We start from the raw sequence: 20,838 nt of genomic DNA on the forward strand, positions 1-20,838 counted from the left end.
CATAGCAGCAAGAGATAGGAGGGGGAGAGGAAACGGCTCAGGTTATAGATAACTAAGCTCTATAACCTGATATTTAACTTTCAATCTCGAATCACATTGCAAACTGTTCAAGACCATCCAACAGTTGTAAGTTAATATCGGCAGGATTGGCGGAAAGTTTACGTTTTTTTATTGCGCGAGAAGGTGGCTGGCAAAGACTACAAACATAATTGCTAGCTGGCTGGTGTGCGTGTGTAATAAATGAACCATTACATTTGGTACAAACGGAAAGTTGCAACATGCCACTTTCAACAAAGCGTACTAATGTCCATGCTCTTGTTAGTGCTAAAATAGGTTCTTGATCTTTAACAGGTGGACATTGTTCTAAGTATAAACGATAAGCTTTAACAACAGCCTCAACACCAACACAACCGCCATTTTTTAATAAAAAGCGATAGGCGTTATAGAACATTGAGGAATGGATATTTTGTTCCCATGTCATAAACCAATCCGTTGAAAATGGCAGCATTCCTTTTGGAGGGGGGCTCCCTCTTAATTCTTTGTATAATTTAATTAAACGCCCCCGACTTAATTGAGTTTCACTTTCAAGCATCTGTAAGCGGGCACCCAAGGTGATTAATTCCATTGCTAAGCGAATATCCTTCGCTTCTCGGACGATACTTTTCTCACTCATTGTTATGCCCGTTTCTTTGTCGCAGTAGTATCTTGTTCCGATAACTGACGAAACAAGTTAGAAGAAAGAAGAATGCCAGTATGGATTTGTTGCAAATCATCCACTCTAGATTCTTTAGTGAGTTGTTCTATTGTTTCGCTGTCTTCAAACCGGAAATTACAGATTAGTTGGTTTGTTTCAGCCAACTTAACCAATTGAGGCAATGTAAGCTCTGCCAGTGCATCCGCCATAGCGTCACTAATCCCAAGCCGAAACATTGCGGAAGCCTTTTCTTGGTTAATTAACCTTTGCGCCAAAAGCAAATACGATAAATTTATGTCATAAATATGCTTAAGCAATTCAACCGTACTCATCTCTTTACATCCCGTCCGATTATATTGAACAAAGAGGATCTCTCTAATGAAAGATCCCGAGGAAATTAATATAAATGTAATATTAAATCTCCAGGCCCCATTTTATGAACATGACACGTAGTAACACTACCTTGTATTACTTAGTTACGATCATTTTCAAAAGTAGCGAAAAAAACATTTAAATTAAAAGTAAACTTTAAATGCTCGCCAATATAGCTCGTTAAGAATAATCCTAACGCGACAACTTTACTCCTTAACGATTAAGTTATTCAACGGATAAAGTAGTCTAATTTAAATACTATGTGAGTCACATCACAAAAAGATAATCATTATTATGGAATTAGTTCATTAACTATTCAAGTGATAAAAGTAATAAAACTAGGTGTAAATTAATAAGCTAATCTACCCAAATTAAAATATTAATGATAATTTTTTATTTTATACGATCTATTAAACTTATAAACCTAAAAATACAGCATAAAAATTTGACAAATCCACAATTGAAGATTTTTTTGATCACAGTAACATATATTGATATATCTCCTCCTCATCTTTATCTAAACAAGCTTCCCAATTTTAATAAATATTTCTATAGATATTATTTTTTTCATCATTTACGTAAACCTTCAGAAATGATCACTTTTTATTTACAATTTGTTTGAAAAATAACCTATTCTAATTATTTATAGTTATCCTAAATTTTTTCATTATTTCATAATTGAAATTACTCTTTGAAATCAACATGATACTAAGGTTGGTTTATTAGGCAGGACGATAAGTCACATAAAATTAAATTCTTAGTTATGCATCTTCACCCTTAAATCATTGAATATTTATTTCCACGCCATTAAAGTTTCAATTGTAATAATGCAATTTAACTAATACTTATTAAGTGCTATTTAACACTTAAATTACAGAACTCTTAATAAGAGTTTTATTGGCTGTAAATTAGTCACAGAGAAATAATATCCACATACAAATAAGTTTTATTTATGAATTACAGTATATATTATGAACAGTGAGAATTTAAAATCTCAACGAGATTAATATAAAATCAAAAGAATGTTTTTTATTTAATTAAATAAAAAACACCTGAAATTTAATTATCAATTTAAAATGCAATATAAGAATAATACAATATTTAGCTTAAGTTAATTTCAAAAAAACAATCATCTTTTTATAAAATAAAGCCATACTTTATTAAATTTAAAAATAAAATTAAAAGCACCTTATTTTTTTACTGTATAGATATATATATTAATTAAACAGCCTAAAATTAATTAAAAATATAACGATCAGTAAAAAAACATAAAGAAAAAAACAGTTCTATTAATTATATTTTATATAACCACTCCTCTTTTGTTATAAAAAAAAGACATTTTTTGAAATATAAATTTCAATTCCATAAAAAAAGATCCCAAGATCTTCAATATAAAGTAATTAATTCATAAAATAATAAGACAAAATATAAATTCTGTTTTTCCTGTTATCAGCATTACCTCTGCACAATAAATGACTGTAATGACAAATACGACAACTCCGAGTTAACACTTGTACACATCAGCTTTTTCAATGTAAAGACAGAAAAGCAAATATGATCAAAATAACATCTTATTGATTATTCTATTGGCATTACCTAGAACTAAAAAATATCAAATGTTACTTTTTACCCCCAAAACAACTCTTAACAGCAATTTGTTTTGCTCTTACAAATGATGAGTATTGTTTCACTTTTCTTCTTATCACTCGGTTAGCTTCTTTTTTTCAACCTAGTTAGCATAAGTCTCAAGACATTACAGAACAAAAAGTGCTGACATCGTAACAACATCATTACTTAACAAAAGTTGATGTTGACGGGATTAGGAGAGCATAAAGATTTAAATATCGATATATCGTTACTTAAAACGATAAAATATATCTCTAAATATTCTTCTATTCTAACCACTAATTTGACTCATTTTATTACCCTTTTTATGAGTAATTTCGAGTTTCAAAAGACTTTTCCTCTCTATCAAAACCTAATAAAAATATTGATGTATCTAAATAATCAAGGCCCACATCTCATTTATTAGATTAATCTTAAAAACCAATAACAATGCTTAGTATTCTATACCCCAAAAGTGTTCTAAATTTTTGGAAAAGAAAGCTTTTGAAAAATATTGTAACCGTATTTTTCAAAAGTAATAATTGAGTTTATTCATGCCGTGAATGCAAATACTTTGTGTATTGCTTTCAGTTCTATTGAAATGAGTTACAGCGTTTTTTAGTAAGCAAACATGAAATGATTGCTCACTCTTTTATACTGGCAATTTTTTTAATTAGCGTTCCTCTTATACTTGATTTTATCTTTTTTGGTAAATCGAAAAAGGTCAGTGGCACAATTATCTTTTATATATATTTCCACTGTAAATACCAATGACACATCTATTTCATACTAAGATAATTCTCTTTCTGTAATAAGTAAGATTTACATCCTTGACAAAGTTATAAACAATATAATTCTGAAATTATTATTTTATCGAATGAAAGAGGCGGTGTGATTTTTCTACGCTTATTATAAGATTACTTATTGGTATCATTTTCTCTACATGACCTTTACAAAAAATCCTACAATCTTTCAAAAGATTTTCATTCATCATTGATTAGTGATTACAAACTACATACCACAGCAATTCATCAGCTTTACTGTAGCGGTCTAAACTCACCATTTTCCTGAATTCTTCTCCATTTTTTGAGGGGCTAATTTGATTAAATTAAAAACATTACTCAAAAAATCAAACTTAAATTAAATGCGATAGAAAATATTGATAAAATTTTCACCAAATACATTGAAATAATTTGAGAGTATAAATTAGGTATTAAAAAAAAATCCAATATAATCAATGGAAAACATTGATTTTAACCCAAGATTCTATACTGCGCTAAGCCCCTTAATAACGACTTTTTGTCCTACAATACCCCTAAGTACCTCATTTAATAAGTAAACCATAAGTAGCAATCGCTTACTTGATTTTAGTTTTTACTGTTTATTAAAAACAAAATAAACAGAGATAAATCAAATTGACTTAAAGCGCGAGATTAATAAAGATGAGAAATCACGCCAAATATACTCGAGCTCTGTTCAATATTTTTCATTCATAGCTCATTATATACGGGTTAACCACAATGCAAATAATTGTGTATTAATCAATTTAGGTAAAATGTTTGTTTTTATTAAAACGAAAATGAATATATTCCACCCTATTGCGTATTTTAATTAGCTTTTTTTGAATAGATTTTTCCTTTTTTTATTCCATAAAGTAATAGTTACAAAAATAATAATTACTCAAACAAAATACTTTATTTCTATATATTAGTAATAATACGTAATATATGACTAAGATCTCATTATTCTCATCAAAGGAGTTAGTTCTTAAATTAAGTATTATGTTGATGATATGAATAGTTTGAGGTTTGGATAGGCAAAAGTGAATGCTTTACTAAGAGCATACAAAAGTATGTAACTGATACGAATAAGCGTAATCCCCGACACAACAGCTTGAAATATGACAGAACTATTACTTACAAACTACAAAGTTATATTCTTTATAACTTTTATCAATACTTATATTCTTTTTTGAAATAACTTTGTAAGTTGATATCTAGTTATCTCGATGACAAAAAGCTCCTATAATCAATACAAGGAGCTTTGGTTAGAAAGGCATTATTCTCAAAAAACTCATTAAGCAGGATGCTCTGCCGCTATCTTCCAATTAATTGCACTGACACTCTTCTCTAAACTTACTCTACAAACAATCGCCTCTATCTCTTTTTGCTCAACAGGTGTTGCAAGTAATTCAGCACAAACTTCCAACTGGCTAGGCATCAATGTATCAGCACTACTTAAAGATTGTAATCTAACATGTAGTCCATTTATTGCTTGTAAAATGAGTGTTCTAACTAAAACCTCATCTTCTTCATGACAAATAATTCGTATTGAGTAACGTTGTTCAATGTCTATCGCTTGATGTTGTGGCTGAGCGTTTATCCGCTGAGCAGCTTCTCGTAATAAAATATTCGCACAAAGAATAAGAAGTGTAGCTATGGTTGCTAATTGATATAAGCCTAAGCCACATAACACGCCAATTCCTGCTGAACACCAAAGCGTTGCGGCTGTATTAAGACCACGTATATTCATTCCTTCACGCATGATCACACCAGCACCAAGAAATCCAATACCTGAAACAACTTGAGCTGCAATACGACCAGGGCTATCTGGCGAAGTTTCTATTGAACTTAAAATAAAAACAGCCGCCCCTGTTGCAACTAAAGCATTTGTTCTTAACCCTGCCATTCTTTGCCGCCATTGGCGTTCAGCGCCAATCAAAGCACCAAGACACATTGCAATTATGAGATTTAAAATATAAGGCGTCATCGTCATGTTTATTTCCTCTACATGATGATTAAAATCGATATGAAAATTTTGCTCTGATAGTTCAGAGTATTGAAATTAATCCATCACCTTAGGTGGAGGAAATAAAGAGAAAAAAATGTAGCACATGAAGTTACCCTTCGTATTTTAGTTGTATAAGGGAAATCATTTGGGTAAGTGCAGAATAGGAATATATAGGAAAGAGATATTACAATGCACTGCCCACCAAAATGGTAAGCAGTTTCAGTGAAGAAAACAGCCTACCTATTATTTTGACTAAAATTATTCACAGTTAATGGATTTCTCATTAACCTACAACTTTGTGTATCCAAGGTGTTTTCTCCTAACTAAAATTTAGGCAAAAGTATAAGTAGCTGATTTGAAAATGTAAATGAACAGTACCTAAACGTAAGTCACTTTTGCTGTATTGGTCTAACGAATGTTCCTTCTCCACCCTCTTTTTCATTAAAAAACCAAATTCCTTTTGGATACTCGGGAAGTGATACTAAATACATTATGCCTTCGTTAAATTCTTCAATAAGTAGAATTGTTCCTTCACGATCGTCAATGCCATCAGTTTTCACAACAACGCTATCATTAACCTGCATTTTCTCTCCTGATAAATATTATCATTCTCTTTTTCTTTATTTTACCCATAAAGAAAAAGCCTGCCACCATAAGGTGACAGGCTTGAAGAAAATTTTTAAAAGGCTTTAAATTACAGAGCTGTTACGTTAGCAGCTGCTGGACCTTTTGCACCGTTTTCAATTGTGAATTCTACGTTCTGACCTTCAGCCAGAGTTTTGAAACCGTTACCTTGAATGGCAGAAAAGTGAACGAATACGTCTTTGCTTCCGTCTGCTGGAGTAATAAAACCAAAGCCTTTAGACTCGTTGAACCACTTAACTTGACCTTTCATTTTGTCAGACATGTGACTTTCCTATATATCAATAAAACGTTGCCTTCTCGGCATCTACTGGCCTGAACTACCTATAACTTATGGGCACACATGAAGAAAACGGTCAAAAAGCGATGCTGTTTAAAACTCATTAACTTAGAATGTCAATCATAAATCAGGTCTGTATTGAGGCCTTACTCATTAACGCATGAGACAAGTTTAATAGCAATAGTTTTATGCGTCTAAAGATTAAAAAAATGCGAATTGCACATTAAAAATACAATTCTTCCTCTATTTTTATCACTGTGCATAAAATTTATTTGATATTTTATCTCTATTATTAACAACAACTAAGAATATTCTTAATGGCCTAACAATAACAGTTAATGCCAGATTTAAAAAAAACTGTTCTACCCGCTTATCTTGTCCCCGTGATAATCTAGTAACAAGAAACAAGTTTGCAACATTCATCTCTTAAGGTGTTTACAATGAATGTATTAAAAGAAATCTTAGAGCGTGATTTAGACCGGATCAATAAAGCAGAGAAAAGAGACGGAAAACCACATTTTAATAGTCAATTTTTAAAGAACCATATCTGGTTATGTATCAGCATGGTTCTCTCTTATGTATTACTCGCTGCGTTATTAATTTATTCACCTTACTTTGGTGTTATCTCACTCGTGCTTTTTACTGTGATGTTTTTAGTTATGGCTGGTATCTTGTTATTTGATATTAAGCCTATCTATAAATTTGAAGATATTGGTGTTCTCGATTTGAGAGTTTGTTATAACGGTGAATGGTATACTTTTGAAAAACTCTCTGATGAAGCCATAAATGAGATCCACCAGCACCCAGCGATATCTCAACAAATAAAAGAAGACATTCGTGAGATTATTAGTAAAAAACAAGAAATTCATTTTTACGATGTGTACTTGATGGCATTTGATCCCGTTCAACAATCAATTGCAGCATCACAATTATCTCCTCAAGCCTAATTTATTCTCCGTGTTACATATAAAACACGGGGAATAATTTCTATTATTTAGCCACTTTGTTGATAAAGCAACCAAATAGATATTTAACCCACTTTTAACGTTGACACTCTGATATATCATCGTTATTATGCGCCTCGTTCTCAAGAGAACTCGCTTCCTCCATAGTTCAGTCGGTAGAACGGCGGACTGTTAATCCGTATGTCACTGGTTCGAGTCCAGTTGGAGGAGCCAAATTTAGAAAAGCCCGCACCATCATAGTGTGGGCTTTTTGCTTTCTTAGCTTTCACCATCTAAATCAGCTACCTAAATCCAATCTGTATCGTTATTTTGATTGACTAATAGATAGCTAATTTATATCTAGCAAGAGAAATATCTAATCAGCGATCCCAACTATTTCTTGTTCTAAGTGTTTTTTATACGCTTTAATATCTTGTTCAATTTGTGGCTGTTTCACCACATCAAACATTCCGAAGGTTTTTAATCCTTCCATACCTAAAAATTGATTCGCTTTATGGAATGGGAAATAGACAGCATCAATTCCTTTTCCTTCAAAGAACTGTTCTTGCTCTTCAAAAGATTCAAAAGGTGCATTCCAAGTTACAGAAAGAAGATATTTCTTGCCTTGCAATAACCCCCCCGAGCCATATTTTTTCGAAGGATCTTTTCGCGTACGGCCATCATCAATAAACATTTTTCCGTATCCAGCACTAAATACATCATCAATGTATTTTTTTAAGATCCAAGGCCCTTCCATCCACCAGGCAGGCATTTGATAAATAATAACATCAGCCCATAAATATTTATCGACTTCTTCGTCATTATCATAACCATTATCAATACGTGTTGATTGCACATTTATATGATGTGAAGACAATAATTCTGTGGCAACTTGCGTCAAATGGTCATTGAGCTTCCCTTCAGACCCATCAAACTCTTTTGCCGCATTAATAATAAAAACATTCGTCACGTTTAAACTCCTTTATATACACATAGTTAATAAACTGACTGTAACGCAATTATCTATTACTACTTTAACTCATTTCTCCATTATTCTTGCCTAATAATCCAAAGATACCCTTTCTGAACTAGAGGCTTTTAATCGTTGAATATCTTTTAGTGGCGACAATCCAAATAATCGCTGATATTCACGACTAAACTGTGATGGACTTTCATAACCCACAGTAAATGCTGCTTTAGAAACATCACTCATTTCAATTAGCATGATCCTTCTCGCTTCATTTAGTCGTAACCATTTTTGATATTGCAATGGTGTCATGCCAGTTCGATTTTTAAAGTGGAAATGAAATGAGGAGGTGCTCATACCCACTAACGTTGTTAGATCTTCAATTCGGATTGTTTCGCGATAATGTTGTTTAATCCAATCAAGAGCATGACTAATTTGCCGGCACTGAGGATGTTGCGAAGCTAGTAGTTGCTGACGCGCGCCATCGTTTGATCGTAATAAGTAATAAAGGATCTCTTTTTGGATCAAAGGAGCAATAAACGGTGCATCTTCGGGTGTATCTATTAGTTTTATAAGCCTTGTTACTGCTTGTAGGATTGGTGCGGTTACTTGAACAATTTGTTGAGCTCGGATCTCGTTATTTTCTTGTAGTAATTCAAACTTATTTTCAGCTAACAGTTCAGGTAATAGAGCGAGATCTAATTTTAGCAATATTGCTAAAAAAGGCGTTTCTTTTGAAGCCTCACAAACTTTAGCAAAAGTGGGTATTTCTGATGATGTTAAAAGCATATTCATAGGACGATAGCAATTTGTCTCTACCCCTATTGTTATCTGCTTTGCACCTTGCGCAGCAATAGCCAAACTTGGTTCATACATCCAGCCTTCTGATTCTGTAATAGAACTATACCGACATAACGCTAGACCAGAGACAACCGTATCCCACCCCCCGTCTTTATCTTTTGTATGTAGAAGAAGTGTTCTTTTAAAATGCTCAAACTCTAATACTATCGGTGTTGATAAATTTGTAGTATCCATAGTCTCTGATTCTTCAATTTAGCCTGTGAATTCGTCAGATTGTATTACTAAATAGTTTGAAAAACTTTCTTTTAAAAAAGTACCTTATTTTTTCTTACCAAGGTAAGACATATTTCATCTAGTAGAAATATAATTTCGAGTATTATTTCTACTGATAACCATTTATTTTTTATACATTTTTATCAAAAAAGAAACAATCTGATGCTCTCTTGAGCAAACAGTTATTTTTTTCATTTTTTTACTTTACAAGGTGACTGAGGATAGCTATTATTCGCCTCGTTCTCACGAGAACACGCTTCCTCCATAGTTCAGTCGGTAGAACGGCGGACTGTTAATCCGTATGTCACTGGTTCGAGTCCAGTTGGAGGAGCCAAATTTAGAAAAGCCCGCACTATCACAGTGCGGGCTTTTTGCTTTCTACTCATCAGCTATTTTTATTCCTTCATTTTTTATTTATTTCCTTTGTATTCTTTACATCTCCGTCTTATGCATCTGCTATTTCAATTCCGCGTTAACTCAAAGTCATCAATAAAAGCGTGCGTTCTTATAGGATCATTTAAATCAACACCTCTCCACTGACTATTTTTTAAACTCAAAACCACTTTATTTGATTTAAAAACTATAAATTAGTTATTTTTTAACCACTTAAACTATTATTTCACTTTTTTTACTTTACAAACTTCATCACCCTCGCTATTATCCGTCTCGTTCTCACGAGAACTCGCTTCCTCCATAGTTCAGTCGGTAGAACGGCGGACTGTTAATCCGTATGTCACTGGTTCAAGTCCAGTTGGAGGAGCCAAATTTAGAAAAGCCCGCGCTATTATAGTGCGGGCTTTTTGCTTTCTACCTTCTCTATTATCAATACCATTCCTATTTTCTTCCCTTTTATTTTTCAGATCTCATAGTCGTCTCAAATACGTTATCTCTTTATTTTTTATCTTTATTTTCAGTCTTCAATGTAGAGAAAATAACCATTAAAAAATGCTTACCTCCCCATTATTAGATTATCAGTTTTAGAAACACACAATATGTTGTTTATCTACGCACTTAAACAAATATCGTCGATTGCCCTTTGACATATCAAATCACTCACTATATGATACACGCCACTTAATGATGTTCCTCCATAGTTCAGTCGGTAGAACGGCGGACTGTTAATCCGTATGTCACTGGTTCGAGTCCAGTTGGAGGAGCCATTTCTATTTGTGTCACCCTCGTAACCTTTTGATTTTATTCTCTGTTTCACCTTACATAATTCCAAAAACATAATAAAAAAATGCGATTAAATAGTAGCTATTTAATCGTTTTCGTATTAGCATTCATTTCCGGCTTGACTATCTAGTCCAATCCAATCCTTGATCTTTCGATTTTCCTAAGACACACGGAGCCGGTATATGACCACTGCACAACCTATCACCCTCACTATTCGCCGTCCTGATGATTGGCATGTTCACTTTCGTGATGATGACATGCTAAAAACTGTTGTTCCTTATACCAGTCGCTATTTTGGCAGAGCTATTGTCATGCCAAACCTTGTTCCACCAGTTACAACGATTGAAGCTGCTCGCACTTATCGTGATCGCATCACAGCGGCTATTCCTACGGGAGATAACTTCGAACCGTTAATGACTTGCTATTTAACAGATAGCACACTGCCTTCAGAAGTCGAACAAGGTTTCTTACAAGGTGTTTTTACTGCTTGTAAACTTTATCCTGCAAATGCAACAACCAACTCCAGTCATGGCGTATCAGATATCACAAAGATTTACCCTATCTTAAGTGTGATGGAAAAAATCGGTATGCCATTGCTGATCCACGGCGAAGTAACCGCTTCAAATATTGATATTTTTGATAGAGAAGCACGTTTTATTGATGGAGTTATGTCTCCTGTACGCAAGCAATTTCCTGAGCTAAAAATTGTTTTTGAACACATTACAACTAAAGAAGCAGCTCAGTATGTGTTAGAAGGAAACGAATTTCTTGGAGCCACCATCACTCCGCAACATTTGATGTTTAACCGTAATCATATGTTGGTTGGTGGAGTTAAACCTCATCTATATTGCTTACCTATTCTTAAACGCAACGTTCACCAAGAAGCACTAAGAGAAGCTGTTGCATCAGGAAACTCTCGCTTTTTCTTAGGTACAGATTCTGCACCTCACTTACAACACCGTAAAGAATCATCTTGTGGTTGTGCAGGAGTATTTAATGCACCAACCGCACTGGCAGCTTACGCAACCGTATTTAAAGAACTCAATGCATTACAAAACTTTGAAGCTTTTTGCTCTTTAAATGGCCCTCGTTTTTATGGTTTACCTGTTAATGAAGGAACAATCACATTAACTGAAAAAACGGTTGAGGCACCAGCGCAAATCCTTTGTGGTAATGAAGCGCTTATTCCTTTCTTAGCAAATGAAAATATTCATTGGGATATCACTGTCGATTAATTCTTCCCCTTGATATTTATCTAAAATGCACCATATAACATTTGTTCGACTGTTAATGGTGCATTACTCTTTTATCAGAGCCAGCACACATTTTTTTGTTATAACAAAAATTTATCTTTTTAATCACGATAAATCTCGTATACTGAAAAGTAACCACTTTGTGTGGGAGCTTCTCTCTTAGTCAAAACCGGTTGTATGATTAGGAGGTATTATGAGTAGAAAAAATGAAGTTATTCAGACACATCCTGTTGTAGGCTGGGACATTAGTACCGTTGACATCTACGATGCCATGATGTTGCGTTTACATTATCTTCCTGAAAACGAACATCACCCAGAAAACGCAGTTGTAGATAAGACACTTTGGCTCACAACAGACATAGCTAGACAGTTGATTCACATTCTTCAAGCAGGTATTGATAAAATTGAATCATCTGAAGATTCTGTTTCAGACAACACCAAGCACTAATAAAAAGATCTAGAAAAGATAGCGAACGCAAAGCAGGAGTACTTGGTACTCCTGTTCTCATTTTAGCCTCTCTATAACCCATCATCATATATTGGTTATATCCATATATGAACCAACTCTTACGATATAAAAACAATTAGTTATATAATGAATTAAATTACATTTAATGGAAATACAATCATAATCTTTTTATTCGATATATCTTCAAAAAAAGAACATATAAGCCGAATTGACATAAAATGAGGTTATCTTTATTTTAATAAATTAAAACGGCTACAAACAAGGAAGTTATTTGTGAAAGTATTAATTATTGATGAATGTTTTTTTACTCGTAATGGTATAAAACATTATTTTTCGAAGAAAAATGTAAGACATGAAATAATTGACATCTCATCTATACAAGAAGCAAATAATTATATTAATCACTCAATGCCAGATATTATATTTATTGATCTTACAAGGTATTGTCGAGAAATAGCACATTGCCCACATTTGCAGTTTTTTTTCATTTCAACAAGAAGTTGTCGCCTTTATCTTTATATTGATGCAAACTACCCAGACAAAGAAAGACCTATCGCATTGACAAATAACTGTTTTATTCTCCCTAAGAAGATACTTCCTTGGGTGCTTGAAAAGACATCTTTATTCACTTCTCGTTGCCAAGTTTTCTTTCCAACTTATAAACATTCATTATGTTCTATTTTCAGTTTACAAGAACAAAAAATTATTAATTATTGGATGAATGAAATACCTAATCATCAAATTGCTAAAAAACTGTCCATTAGTAGTAGCACCGTATATTCACACAAAAGACATATTACCGAAAAAATTAATGTGAAAAATCGAATTGAATTATTTTTCATATATAACATTTTAAAATATATATACGAGAAATAATCTTATTATATTTAAATCAAAAAACAGAAGAAAAAAGGAGTCCAATTCCCATTATTACTCACTGTAATTGAGGTGGCTAATATGCGTGTTGGCCACCTTAAATTTATTATAATATTATGTATGTAGGGTACATGTGATATTAAAATAATTAAACTGATCTAGTTCTATCTTATCGCAGATAAAGTAAAACTAATTTTTTGTGCGAGCACTTCACTCTTGATTTAATAAAGAGTGAAGTGCTTATTTAAAATACCAAATTGATAATTAAGCTATACGCTCAATTTTAGCAGGTAAGCCTTGGCGAACAGATGCACCAGATACCCAATCTAACCACGTATTAGTAATTTGACGTGTTGGATCAGCAAAGCCTAAATCATTAAGATTGATACCATTGCCAATACCTTTATCCATAGGTAATGGTTGTTCGTCTAAGTAATGCTGACGAGAGCCTAACTCTTGATGCCCATATCCATGCTCAATCGCTAAAACACCCGGCATCACGCCATCGAGTAAACTAATCTCAGCTTCAACTTGCCCACCCGGTGTAACAATGCGAACTTTATCACCATGATTAACACCCCATTTTTTACCATCTTGAGGATTAATTGCGACTAAGTTGCTCGGTTTCACCATTCTTAAACGTTGGATCATGCCTGTTGAACTACTTACCACATGAGATTTAAAGGACATTAATTTTAATGGCCATTGCTCTTCAGGATAGTGCTGATGAATATCACTACCATCTGATAAACGCGGTGGATAATAAGTCGGGCAGCCACTATAACGTTCACCGGTTATTGCGTGATGGTTTTTCGCAACGTCTTCATTCCAAATCTGCAATGGTTTTTTCCACTGTGGTCCAGTTTCATCACCATTCCATGCTTTCTCATAAGGTGCAAAACGACCACCTCGTGTATAGATGTACGCAACTTGAAGGACTTCTTCATTTTTTAACGTTGACGTTATCGCCGGTAAAATACGGTCTACACCACTCAATAAAATATCTTCATTGGTTGCTGGTGCAACAGGTTTCTCACCCATAAATGCCATATTGGCTGCAACACGTAAATAGTAGTCTTCTGCACTATTGATTGGATAAAAGTTACCATCCATATCTTCAATTGCTTTCTCACCAAAGCCGGGTAAATCTAAAGCTTTTGCTACCGCAATACAGAATGTTTCCATTGAAATTGGTTGACCATCGGCTGTTTTTGCAACACGAGGTTCGATAATCGGCCAACGCGCTGTACTTGCTTTAGTTTGAACACCAGACCAAGGCGCACTAAAACCCCAGCTTTCGAAGTTATGCGTATCAGGAACAATATAATCGGCCAGCGCTGTAGTTTCATTCATAAAGGCATCAATACCAATAATTAAAGGCAGATGCTTAGGATCCTTCAGGCGCTCTTCCATCACTTGGCGAATACCTGCAATCCCATAAATAGGGTTGGTCATATTCGTTATCCATGCTTTCAATGGATAAGGATAACCAGCTAATGCAGAGCCTAGTTGCTCAGTTAATTGTCCAGCAGCAAACGGATACCAAGGTGCTTTTGCAGGATATGGAGATTCTCCTTTCTCTACACGCTCACGGTACTCATCAGATTTTTCATAGGCTGCTTTACTGCGTGATAACACCATGCCTTTTGGTTTAACTTTACCTTTAAAGCTATCCATTTTGTAACATGGGCCATCAGTTGCACCATTAAACTTACCACCACCAACAGATACCCCACCTTTAAGGTTTAAGTTACCTATTAGCGCATTAAGCATGATCACACTCCACGCTGTATAGAAACCATTACCTCCCATCATGCCACCATGAGAGATAACCGCAGCTTTTCGACCATATGCCGTAAATTCACGTCCTAATGCAACAATTGTTGTTTCTGGTACCTTACAACGCTCACTATATTCCGCCAGTGTCATACGTTTAGCAGCTTCATCAAGTAATTGGAAACTTGATTTAACTGTAACAGTAGCACCCGTTTTTAATGTCACAGTATGCGTAGCAAACAATTGTGCTTTATCAACTTGAGTAGATGGAACTAATTCTCCCTCAAGTGATAAAACTAAAGTTTGCTCTTCACCTTCTGCAACATCATTAAAATGTGCTGTTGTCAGCATTTGCCCTGATAGAGGATGTTTTTCATCACTGATCACAAGGTGAGTCGCATTTGTCCAGCTCTTCTCACCTACATTTTTCATTGAAGCTTCACTTGGTACTGACAGATATTCCGCATTGTAGCGATTGTTTTCAATGATCCAGCGGATCATCCCCATCACTAAAGCAGCATCTGTTCCCGGTTGAACAGGAACCCAATGTCCATGATCGTTAGCCAATGTCGTTGTTAACGGTAATGCAGGTGCAACAACCACATAATTGAACGAATCACGAATACGAGCATTAGCTAATTGGCGACCTTGACGCTTAAATGGGTTACCTGATTGTGCCGGCGATGTTCCTAAAAACAGCGCGAATTCAACATAATCCCAGTCAGGTTTAACGTGGGCGTTTTTATCTAAATCATTCATTAACGCACCAGAGCCAGCTCGGTACGCTAATCCACAATAAGAGCCATGGGCACCAAAGTTTTTACTACCAAATGAGTTTTGAGCAAAGCGACGAATAAACGTATCACGTCCATCATCACCCGCATTTGTCATTAATAATTGGTTAGCTTTAGGGCCTAAAGCCGGTTGCTTTGGATCAATTAAAGTATCTAAATCACGGATGGCACGTAAACCATCAACATGACCTTCACCAAAGAGATCGCCACCTTCTACAATTTCTTGGATCAACTGCTCAAAACTGATGCGTTTCCATTTACCTTCACCGCGTTTCCCCACACGTTTCATCGGTTCAAGAATACGAGTTGGGCTGTCTAAGCTTTCCATCATGGTTGCACCACGAGCACAAGCTGTAGAACGGTTTTCTAAACCACTTTCACCCCCCATTTTTTCAAATGCTTCTTTAATTGGCATGTTATAGCCAAAGTGGTGATCATGAGAAAGTGGGTGATAAGGGTTACCTGCAATACGTAAAACTTTATTGTTTGCTCTATCAACACGAGCACGGACGCCACATTGTGTCCAGCAACCAAAACATTGTGTCATGCAAACAGATTGATCTGTATTTGCTTGCCATTTTGCGTCTTTTACAACTTTACCTTCAGGTAATAAAGAATTTCCGTTGATCCTATCAAGTGTCACTTTGCCTGATGTGCCATCAACTAAACCATCTATGGCACGTTTAGCAACATCACGGTAGCTGGCAGCAAATGCGGCAATACCACCGATAACTAACCCACCTTTAAGCCATTGACGTCTTGTAAACTTAGCCATGCTGCACTCTCCTGACAACCCAACGAATACTTTCTCTAAATAAAATGGTTAACGCTATCCACAATCCAAATGTACCGACAATTGCCATCAGTCCATCATTACCTAGCGTAAACTCATAAGGGTTTGTAATTATGTTATATTTTGGAATGTATTGAGCACCCATCAACATCAACCAGCGTAATACCCACGCAAGTCCCATTGATACAAATGCCATGATGGTAATAAATGCAACCGAACGAGCTTGTTTTGCCATCAAAAGACCCATCGCGACAGAGATAACCCATAGCGTGATAACCCCCATGGCACTCCACCAACCAAGACTTCCCATTGCTAATTGTTCTCTAATTGCTTGGCCTGAAATCGTATCGCCAGCAACCCAAAAGCCCGTACATACAGCTAGTAACATCAGTGAACTTACAAACCACATCGCTAATTCACGCTGATGTACTGGTTCACGACGAGTGCCTAATGCCAGTAATGTTGGTAACACTTGCATTGCACTAAAGAACAGCAATATTGGTAACCAATAGGTATACAACACCGGTCTTGCTTTTAAGATAGATGCTTCACGACCTGTATATAACAACAAACCAATCGCAGTTAATGAGCAAGCTAATGCAACCCAACGCGTTAATTTGTATTCACGCTTCCACACTAAGCGAACAACCATCGCTGCAAAGTAGAGCATACTAAACGCTGAGAATAACGGTAATAACAGTGAACCCCATGCCATCCATGACCACGGTGTTGGATAAGCATAGAAATGCCACACACGAGCTGTTTGGTGTAAATCTGCTGTTAACGCGAGAGGTGCCGTAATACCAGCTGTTACTGCAATAAATACAGCAACCGCTTCTAAACGTTGATTACCTGCACTGCCTTTCCAGCACTGCCAACACGCATAAAGCGTTGCACTACAAGCAATACCAATGAAAAAGAAATATTGCACAGCCCAAGGTAACCAAAAATATTCTTGAGGGATCGCGATGACTTCTTGAATTTGAGAAACTTGCGGGATCATGAGTGAACCTCCTGCTGCCATAATGCGGGTTGTCCTTGACCTGCTAACGGTTGTACAAATGCATCATCGAGGCCGAGATAGAAAACTTGTGGCAAGGTGCCGCTTTCTGGCTTTAATACTTTTAGCTCTTTTTCATGAGTAAGCAGCATTTTGCTGATAGTACTATTAGGATCTTTCATATCGCCGATAATACGAGCACCGCCGACACAAGATTCAACGCACGCTGGCAGTAATCCAACTTCGAGGCGATGTGCGCAGAAAGTACATTTATCTGCTGTTTGTGTTGAGTGATTAATAAAACGAGCATCGTAAGGACATGCTTGAACACAATAAGCACAGCCAACACAACGTTCATTATCAACAACGACAATACCATCTTTACGTTGGAAAGTTGCTTGAACAGGGCAAACTGGCACACAAGGTGGTTCATCACAGTGGTTACACAATCTAGGCAGTAAGACGTTGGTTATCCCCTCTTGCCCCTTGATAGCAACCTGATATTGGTTTACTGTCGTCCTAAATTGTCCTTGGGGAGTCTGATTCTCAATATTACAGCTTACTGTACAGGACTGGCATCCTACACAACGGCGTAAATCAATCAGCATTCCGTAGCGTTTATCTTCCGAGCCCTCACGACGCTCAGGTGATAATTTAATGCCGGCTTCAGCTAAAGGAACCAGTGAAGCACCAGCAGTAAGGACCCCTAATTGTTGTAGAAATTTTCGTTTTCCAAGATCCATATTTGTCTCCAGCATCACTCAATAACACAATCTCACTATGAGTGAAGGAAATAGAAATTAAAAAGTATGTGTTTTGTTATAAATGCATTGTAAAAATTACTGAAGACGACACCTATTGTGGTTTACCACATACCAAGTGCGAACTTGATCCAAGACAATATTTAACATTAGATATTTATGACGATAAAACAGACAATTGGGATAAGAAACGCAGTAAGTATCGGGTTATTACTGCTCTTTTTTATACTTCCTCTACAAGCCTCTGCAAAAGAGTGGACAATCGGTGTTTTAGCATTACGTGGTGATGCATCAACGCAAAGACACTGGCATCCACTTGTTGACACCTTAAATGAACAATTTCCGTCAGAAAACTTTGTATTAGTGCCGTTAAATCTGGAAGAGATGAAATTAGCAGTTGCAAAGAAAAATGTTGATTTCTTACTGACAAATCCTGCGCAATTTGTTCAATTAGATAATGCATTTCCATTACGTTGGTTGCTTTCTTTACGTTCCGGCTATGAGCCTGATAACACAACACGAAATGTCATTGGCAGCCTAATTCTCGTCCGTAACGATAGTCCAATTACTTCCGCCCATGAATTAATCGGAAAACGCGTTGGCGCCATCGCACCAGATGCCTTTGGTGGCTATCTTCTAGGTTACAAAGCACTACGAGAAGAAGGTATTGATCCTGATAAAGATTTCACATTGCGTTTCACGGGCTTTCCAGCCGACGCTTTACTTTATCTCTTACGTGATGAAGATATTAACGCAGCAATTATTCCTGTTTGCTTACTGGAAAATATGGATCATGAAGGGCTTATTCGTAAAAGTGATTACCGCCCCGTGATTTCCTATCAAACCAATACCCCTTGTTTAACCAGTACACCGCTCTACCCTAATTGGTCATTTGCAGCGCTAGATACCGTTCCTGATGAGCTTGTTGATAAGGTCACTCGCGTTTTACTTACCGATGACAGTAAACCGATGAAATGGGGAGCGCCGGCTTCACATACTCAAGTTGAAAATCTATTAAGAGAAGTCAACCAACATCCTCGACAAAGGCAGCTTTGGCAAGATGCGAAAAGTTGGGCTATTCAGCACCAATTTATTATTGGTCTTTCATTAGCTGCCATTCTTTTTCTCATCCTAAACCAAGTGTGGGTCAGCTATTTAGTTAGGCGTCGTAGTCGTCAACTGGAACAAGCTCACAATCGATTAAGACAGCAAAAGGAAGAGTTAGAACACGCTCAGCGCTTAAATATATTGGGAGAAATGGCATCCGGGTTTGCTCATGAGCTTAATCAGCCACTTTCTGCGATTAAAAGCTATGCACAAGGGAGTGTTATTCGCCTTAAAAAAGAGAATGAATCGCACCCATTGCTCCCAGCATTGCAACAAATAGATAAGCAGGCACAGCGCGGTGCTGATATCATTAGAAATCTACGTTTATGGGTTGGAAAACAAACACCTAACAGTGATACGATGTTGCTTTCTCATCAAAATATTGCGCAGTGTATTCAACATATCTGGAAGCTCTTACGCGTAGAAGATAAATACCCACAGGTTTCATTGATCACTCATATTGATGAACATGATACCCTGTGTTTACCCGAAACTTTATTAGAGCAAATTTTATCCAATTTAATCACCAATAGTCTCCAAGCTGGCGCTAAAGTACTAAAGATTAGCACCCATAAGGCCCCTGATAGGTTACTTATTGTCATTGAAGATGATGCGGGTGGAATGAGCCATAGCCAACTTGAACACCCCTTTTCCCCATTCCAAACAACAAAAATGGAAGGACTTGGATTAGGTTTGGTGATTTGCCAACGTTTATTACTTTCTCAAGGTGCTGATATTCATATTGAAAACCAAAAGAATGAACAAAATAAAGTTGGAATAAAAATTACACTGATTTTCCCTAACAAAAATAAATAACGGAGAAAAAATGCCAACAATTCATCTTGTTGATGATGATCTTGCTGTCACTGATGCTTGTCAGTTTTTATTAGAAAGCTTAGGTTATTCAGCCCATGTTTGGAATGATAGCGAGTTCTTTATCAACAATGTTAATCTCTATCAACAAGGTGTTGTCTTGTTAGATATGAGAATGCCAAAACCCGATGGCAGGCAAGTCCACCAGCATTTAATTGATAAGCACAGTACACTTTCTGTGATTTTTTTGACTGGTCATGGCGATATTCCTATGGCAGTTGAAGAGATCAAAAAAGGGGCTATCGACTTTCTACAAAAACCCGTTGATAGTAATGCATTGTTATCTGCATTAGATGCCGCATTTCTTGAAACTAATACGCGTTTTACCGCACACGATATTCGCCGCCGTTATGCATCATTAACCCCTAGAGAAAAAGACATTGCTTATTATGTTATTCAAGGATTAATGAACAGAGAAATAGCAGAAGTTGCTTGTGTCTCAATAAGAACCGTCGAAGTTCATCGAGCAAAAGTGATGGATAAAATGGCAGCTAAAAATATTGCTGAATTGGTGACTGCATTACAAGGCATCGAAATAATTTCACCTAATTTATGACAAAATTTCTTATCTGAGCTAAAAAATGTCACAATA

At 35.9% G+C, this 20,838-nt stretch carries 16 protein-coding genes and 4 tRNA genes; 10 read left to right on the forward strand and 10 right to left on the reverse strand.

Going from position 1 to position 20,838, the window contains the following annotated elements; genetic code table 11:
* Positions 1-91 precede the first annotated feature (91 nt).
* The 5 genes from flhC to cspE form a co-directional block, all read right to left on the reverse strand.
* Positions 92-673 carry a flagellar transcriptional regulator FlhC gene (gene flhC / locus GTH25_RS11030; protein WP_006533207.1) on the reverse strand — a complete coding sequence of 194 codons (582 nt, stop codon included), beginning with the start codon at positions 671-673 and terminating at the stop codon, positions 92-94.
* A gap of 2 nt (positions 674-675) precedes the next feature.
* The gene (gene flhD / locus GTH25_RS11035; protein ID WP_072063484.1) at positions 676-1,026 is read right to left on the reverse strand and encodes a flagellar transcriptional regulator FlhD; all 351 of its coding nucleotides are present in this window, start codon (positions 1,024-1,026) and stop codon (positions 676-678) included.
* 3,721 nt (positions 1,027-4,747) lie between these two features.
* Complete coding sequence (locus tag GTH25_RS11040; protein WP_088495205.1) at positions 4,748-5,446, reverse strand: MgtC family protein; 699 nt, start codon at positions 5,444-5,446, stop codon at positions 4,748-4,750.
* A gap of 404 nt (positions 5,447-5,850) precedes the next feature.
* Positions 5,851-6,045, reverse strand: coding sequence for a protein DsrB (gene dsrB / locus GTH25_RS11045; protein WP_075673852.1), 195 nt, complete (start codon positions 6,043-6,045; stop codon positions 5,851-5,853).
* Between the two features lie 110 nt (positions 6,046-6,155).
* A complete protein-coding gene (gene cspE, locus GTH25_RS11050; RefSeq protein ID WP_004243573.1) occupies positions 6,156-6,368 on the reverse strand; it encodes a transcription antiterminator/RNA stability regulator CspE in 213 nt (70 codons plus the stop codon).
* A gap of 455 nt (positions 6,369-6,823) precedes the next feature.
* On the opposite strand from cspE, the gene GTH25_RS11055 reads away from it, so the two are divergent.
* Together GTH25_RS11055 and GTH25_RS11060 are read left to right on the forward strand one after the other, a co-directional pair.
* The gene (locus GTH25_RS11055) at positions 6,824-7,330 is read left to right on the forward strand and encodes a YlaC family protein (protein WP_075673851.1); all 507 of its coding nucleotides are present in this window, start codon (positions 6,824-6,826) and stop codon (positions 7,328-7,330) included.
* Between the two features lie 155 nt (positions 7,331-7,485).
* Positions 7,486-7,561: transfer RNA gene (locus GTH25_RS11060), tRNA-Asn, on the forward strand.
* Between the two features lie 142 nt (positions 7,562-7,703).
* On the opposite strand, the gene GTH25_RS11065 is transcribed toward GTH25_RS11060, so the two are convergent.
* Together GTH25_RS11065 and GTH25_RS11070 are read right to left on the reverse strand one after the other, a co-directional pair.
* Complete coding sequence (locus GTH25_RS11065; protein WP_075673850.1) at positions 7,704-8,297, reverse strand: NAD(P)H-dependent oxidoreductase; 594 nt, start codon at positions 8,295-8,297, stop codon at positions 7,704-7,706.
* Between the two features lie 90 nt (positions 8,298-8,387).
* Complete coding sequence (locus GTH25_RS11070) at positions 8,388-9,329, reverse strand: AraC family transcriptional regulator (protein WP_099660627.1); 942 nt, start codon at positions 9,327-9,329, stop codon at positions 8,388-8,390.
* Positions 9,330-9,626: 297 nt separating this feature from the next.
* On the opposite strand from GTH25_RS11070, the gene GTH25_RS11075 reads away from it, so the two are divergent.
* The 6 genes from GTH25_RS11075 to GTH25_RS11100 all read left to right on the forward strand — a co-directional run bounded on the left by GTH25_RS11075 (position 9,627) and on the right by GTH25_RS11100 (position 13,142).
* A tRNA-Asn gene (locus tag GTH25_RS11075) sits at positions 9,627-9,702 on the forward strand.
* A 353-nt stretch (positions 9,703-10,055) separates the two neighbouring features.
* A tRNA-Asn gene (locus GTH25_RS11080) sits at positions 10,056-10,131 on the forward strand.
* Between the two features lie 321 nt (positions 10,132-10,452).
* Positions 10,453-10,528: transfer RNA gene (locus tag GTH25_RS11085), tRNA-Asn, on the forward strand.
* A 198-nt stretch (positions 10,529-10,726) separates the two neighbouring features.
* On the forward strand, positions 10,727-11,779 hold the full coding sequence (pyrC, locus tag GTH25_RS11090; RefSeq protein WP_075673848.1) for a dihydroorotase: 1,053 nt from the start codon (positions 10,727-10,729) through the stop codon (positions 11,777-11,779).
* A gap of 211 nt (positions 11,780-11,990) precedes the next feature.
* A complete protein-coding gene (gene bssS / locus GTH25_RS11095; protein WP_075673847.1) occupies positions 11,991-12,245 on the forward strand; it encodes a biofilm formation regulator BssS in 255 nt (84 codons plus the stop codon).
* Positions 12,246-12,539: 294 nt separating this feature from the next.
* Positions 12,540-13,142, forward strand: coding sequence for a response regulator transcription factor (locus tag GTH25_RS11100; RefSeq protein WP_075673846.1), 603 nt, complete (start codon positions 12,540-12,542; stop codon positions 13,140-13,142).
* A gap of 264 nt (positions 13,143-13,406) precedes the next feature.
* On the opposite strand, the gene ttrA is transcribed toward GTH25_RS11100, so the two are convergent.
* The 3 genes from ttrA to ttrB are packed head-to-tail and all read right to left on the reverse strand — an operon-like array spanning position 13,407 to position 18,248.
* Positions 13,407-16,487 (reverse strand): tetrathionate reductase subunit TtrA, encoded by a 3,081-nt coding sequence (ttrA, locus tag GTH25_RS11105; protein WP_075673845.1) that lies wholly within the window; start codon positions 16,485-16,487, stop codon positions 13,407-13,409.
* Positions 16,480-17,508: a tetrathionate reductase subunit TtrC gene (ttrC, locus tag GTH25_RS11110; RefSeq protein WP_075673844.1), complete on the reverse strand. Its 1,029-nt coding sequence runs from the start codon at positions 17,506-17,508 to the stop codon at positions 16,480-16,482. Before ttrC ends, ttrA begins: the two co-directional genes overlap by 8 nt.
* Entirely contained in the window at positions 17,505-18,248 is a 744-nt protein-coding gene (gene ttrB, locus GTH25_RS11115; protein ID WP_164530562.1) for a tetrathionate reductase subunit TtrB, read from the reverse strand. The genes ttrC and ttrB overlap by 4 nt, the downstream gene beginning before the upstream one ends.
* 177 nt (positions 18,249-18,425) lie before the next feature.
* On the opposite strand from ttrB, the gene ttrS reads away from it, so the two are divergent.
* Together ttrS and ttrR are read left to right on the forward strand one after the other, a co-directional pair.
* Positions 18,426-20,189, forward strand: coding sequence for a tetrathionate respiration histidine kinase TtrS (gene ttrS, locus GTH25_RS11120; protein ID WP_159364133.1), 1,764 nt, complete (start codon positions 18,426-18,428; stop codon positions 20,187-20,189).
* Positions 20,190-20,199: 10 nt separating this feature from the next.
* Positions 20,200-20,802, forward strand: a complete 603-nt coding sequence (gene ttrR / locus GTH25_RS11125) for a tetrathionate respiration response regulator TtrR (RefSeq protein WP_075673842.1) — start codon at positions 20,200-20,202, stop codon at positions 20,800-20,802.
* The last annotated feature ends 36 nt before the right edge of the window (positions 20,803-20,838 follow it).

This window comes from Proteus terrae subsp. cibarius (assembly GCF_011045835.1).
GTDB lineage: Bacteria > Pseudomonadota > Gammaproteobacteria > Enterobacterales > Enterobacteriaceae > Proteus > Proteus cibarius.

Coding starts and splice junctions, on each gene's coding strand:
- ttrR (WP_075673842.1), top strand. CDS start 20,200: ATGCCAACAATTCATCTTGTTGATGATGATCTTGCTGTCACTGATGCT.
- ttrC (WP_075673844.1), bottom strand. CDS start 17,508: ATGATCCCGCAAGTTTCTCAAATTCAAGAAGTCATCGCGATCCCTCAA.
- bssS (WP_075673847.1), top strand. CDS start 11,991: ATGAGTAGAAAAAATGAAGTTATTCAGACACATCCTGTTGTAGGCTGG.
- dsrB (WP_075673852.1), bottom strand. CDS start 6,045: ATGCAGGTTAATGATAGCGTTGTTGTGAAAACTGATGGCATTGACGAT.
- cspE (WP_004243573.1), bottom strand. CDS start 6,368: ATGTCTGACAAAATGAAAGGTCAAGTTAAGTGGTTCAACGAGTCTAAA.
- ttrS (WP_159364133.1), top strand. CDS start 18,426: ATGACGATAAAACAGACAATTGGGATAAGAAACGCAGTAAGTATCGGG.
- pyrC (WP_075673848.1), top strand. CDS start 10,727: ATGACCACTGCACAACCTATCACCCTCACTATTCGCCGTCCTGATGAT.
- flhC (WP_006533207.1), bottom strand. CDS start 673: ATGAGTGAGAAAAGTATCGTCCGAGAAGCGAAGGATATTCGCTTAGCA.
- GTH25_RS11070 (WP_099660627.1), bottom strand. CDS start 9,329: ATGGATACTACAAATTTATCAACACCGATAGTATTAGAGTTTGAGCAT.
- flhD (WP_072063484.1), bottom strand. CDS start 1,026: ATGAGTACGGTTGAATTGCTTAAGCATATTTATGACATAAATTTATCG.
- GTH25_RS11040 (WP_088495205.1), bottom strand. CDS start 5,446: ATGACGATGACGCCTTATATTTTAAATCTCATAATTGCAATGTGTCTT.
- ttrB (WP_164530562.1), bottom strand. CDS start 18,248: ATGGATCTTGGAAAACGAAAATTTCTACAACAATTAGGGGTCCTTACT.
- ttrA (WP_075673845.1), bottom strand. CDS start 16,487: ATGGCTAAGTTTACAAGACGTCAATGGCTTAAAGGTGGGTTAGTTATC.
- GTH25_RS11055 (WP_075673851.1), top strand. CDS start 6,824: ATGAATGTATTAAAAGAAATCTTAGAGCGTGATTTAGACCGGATCAAT.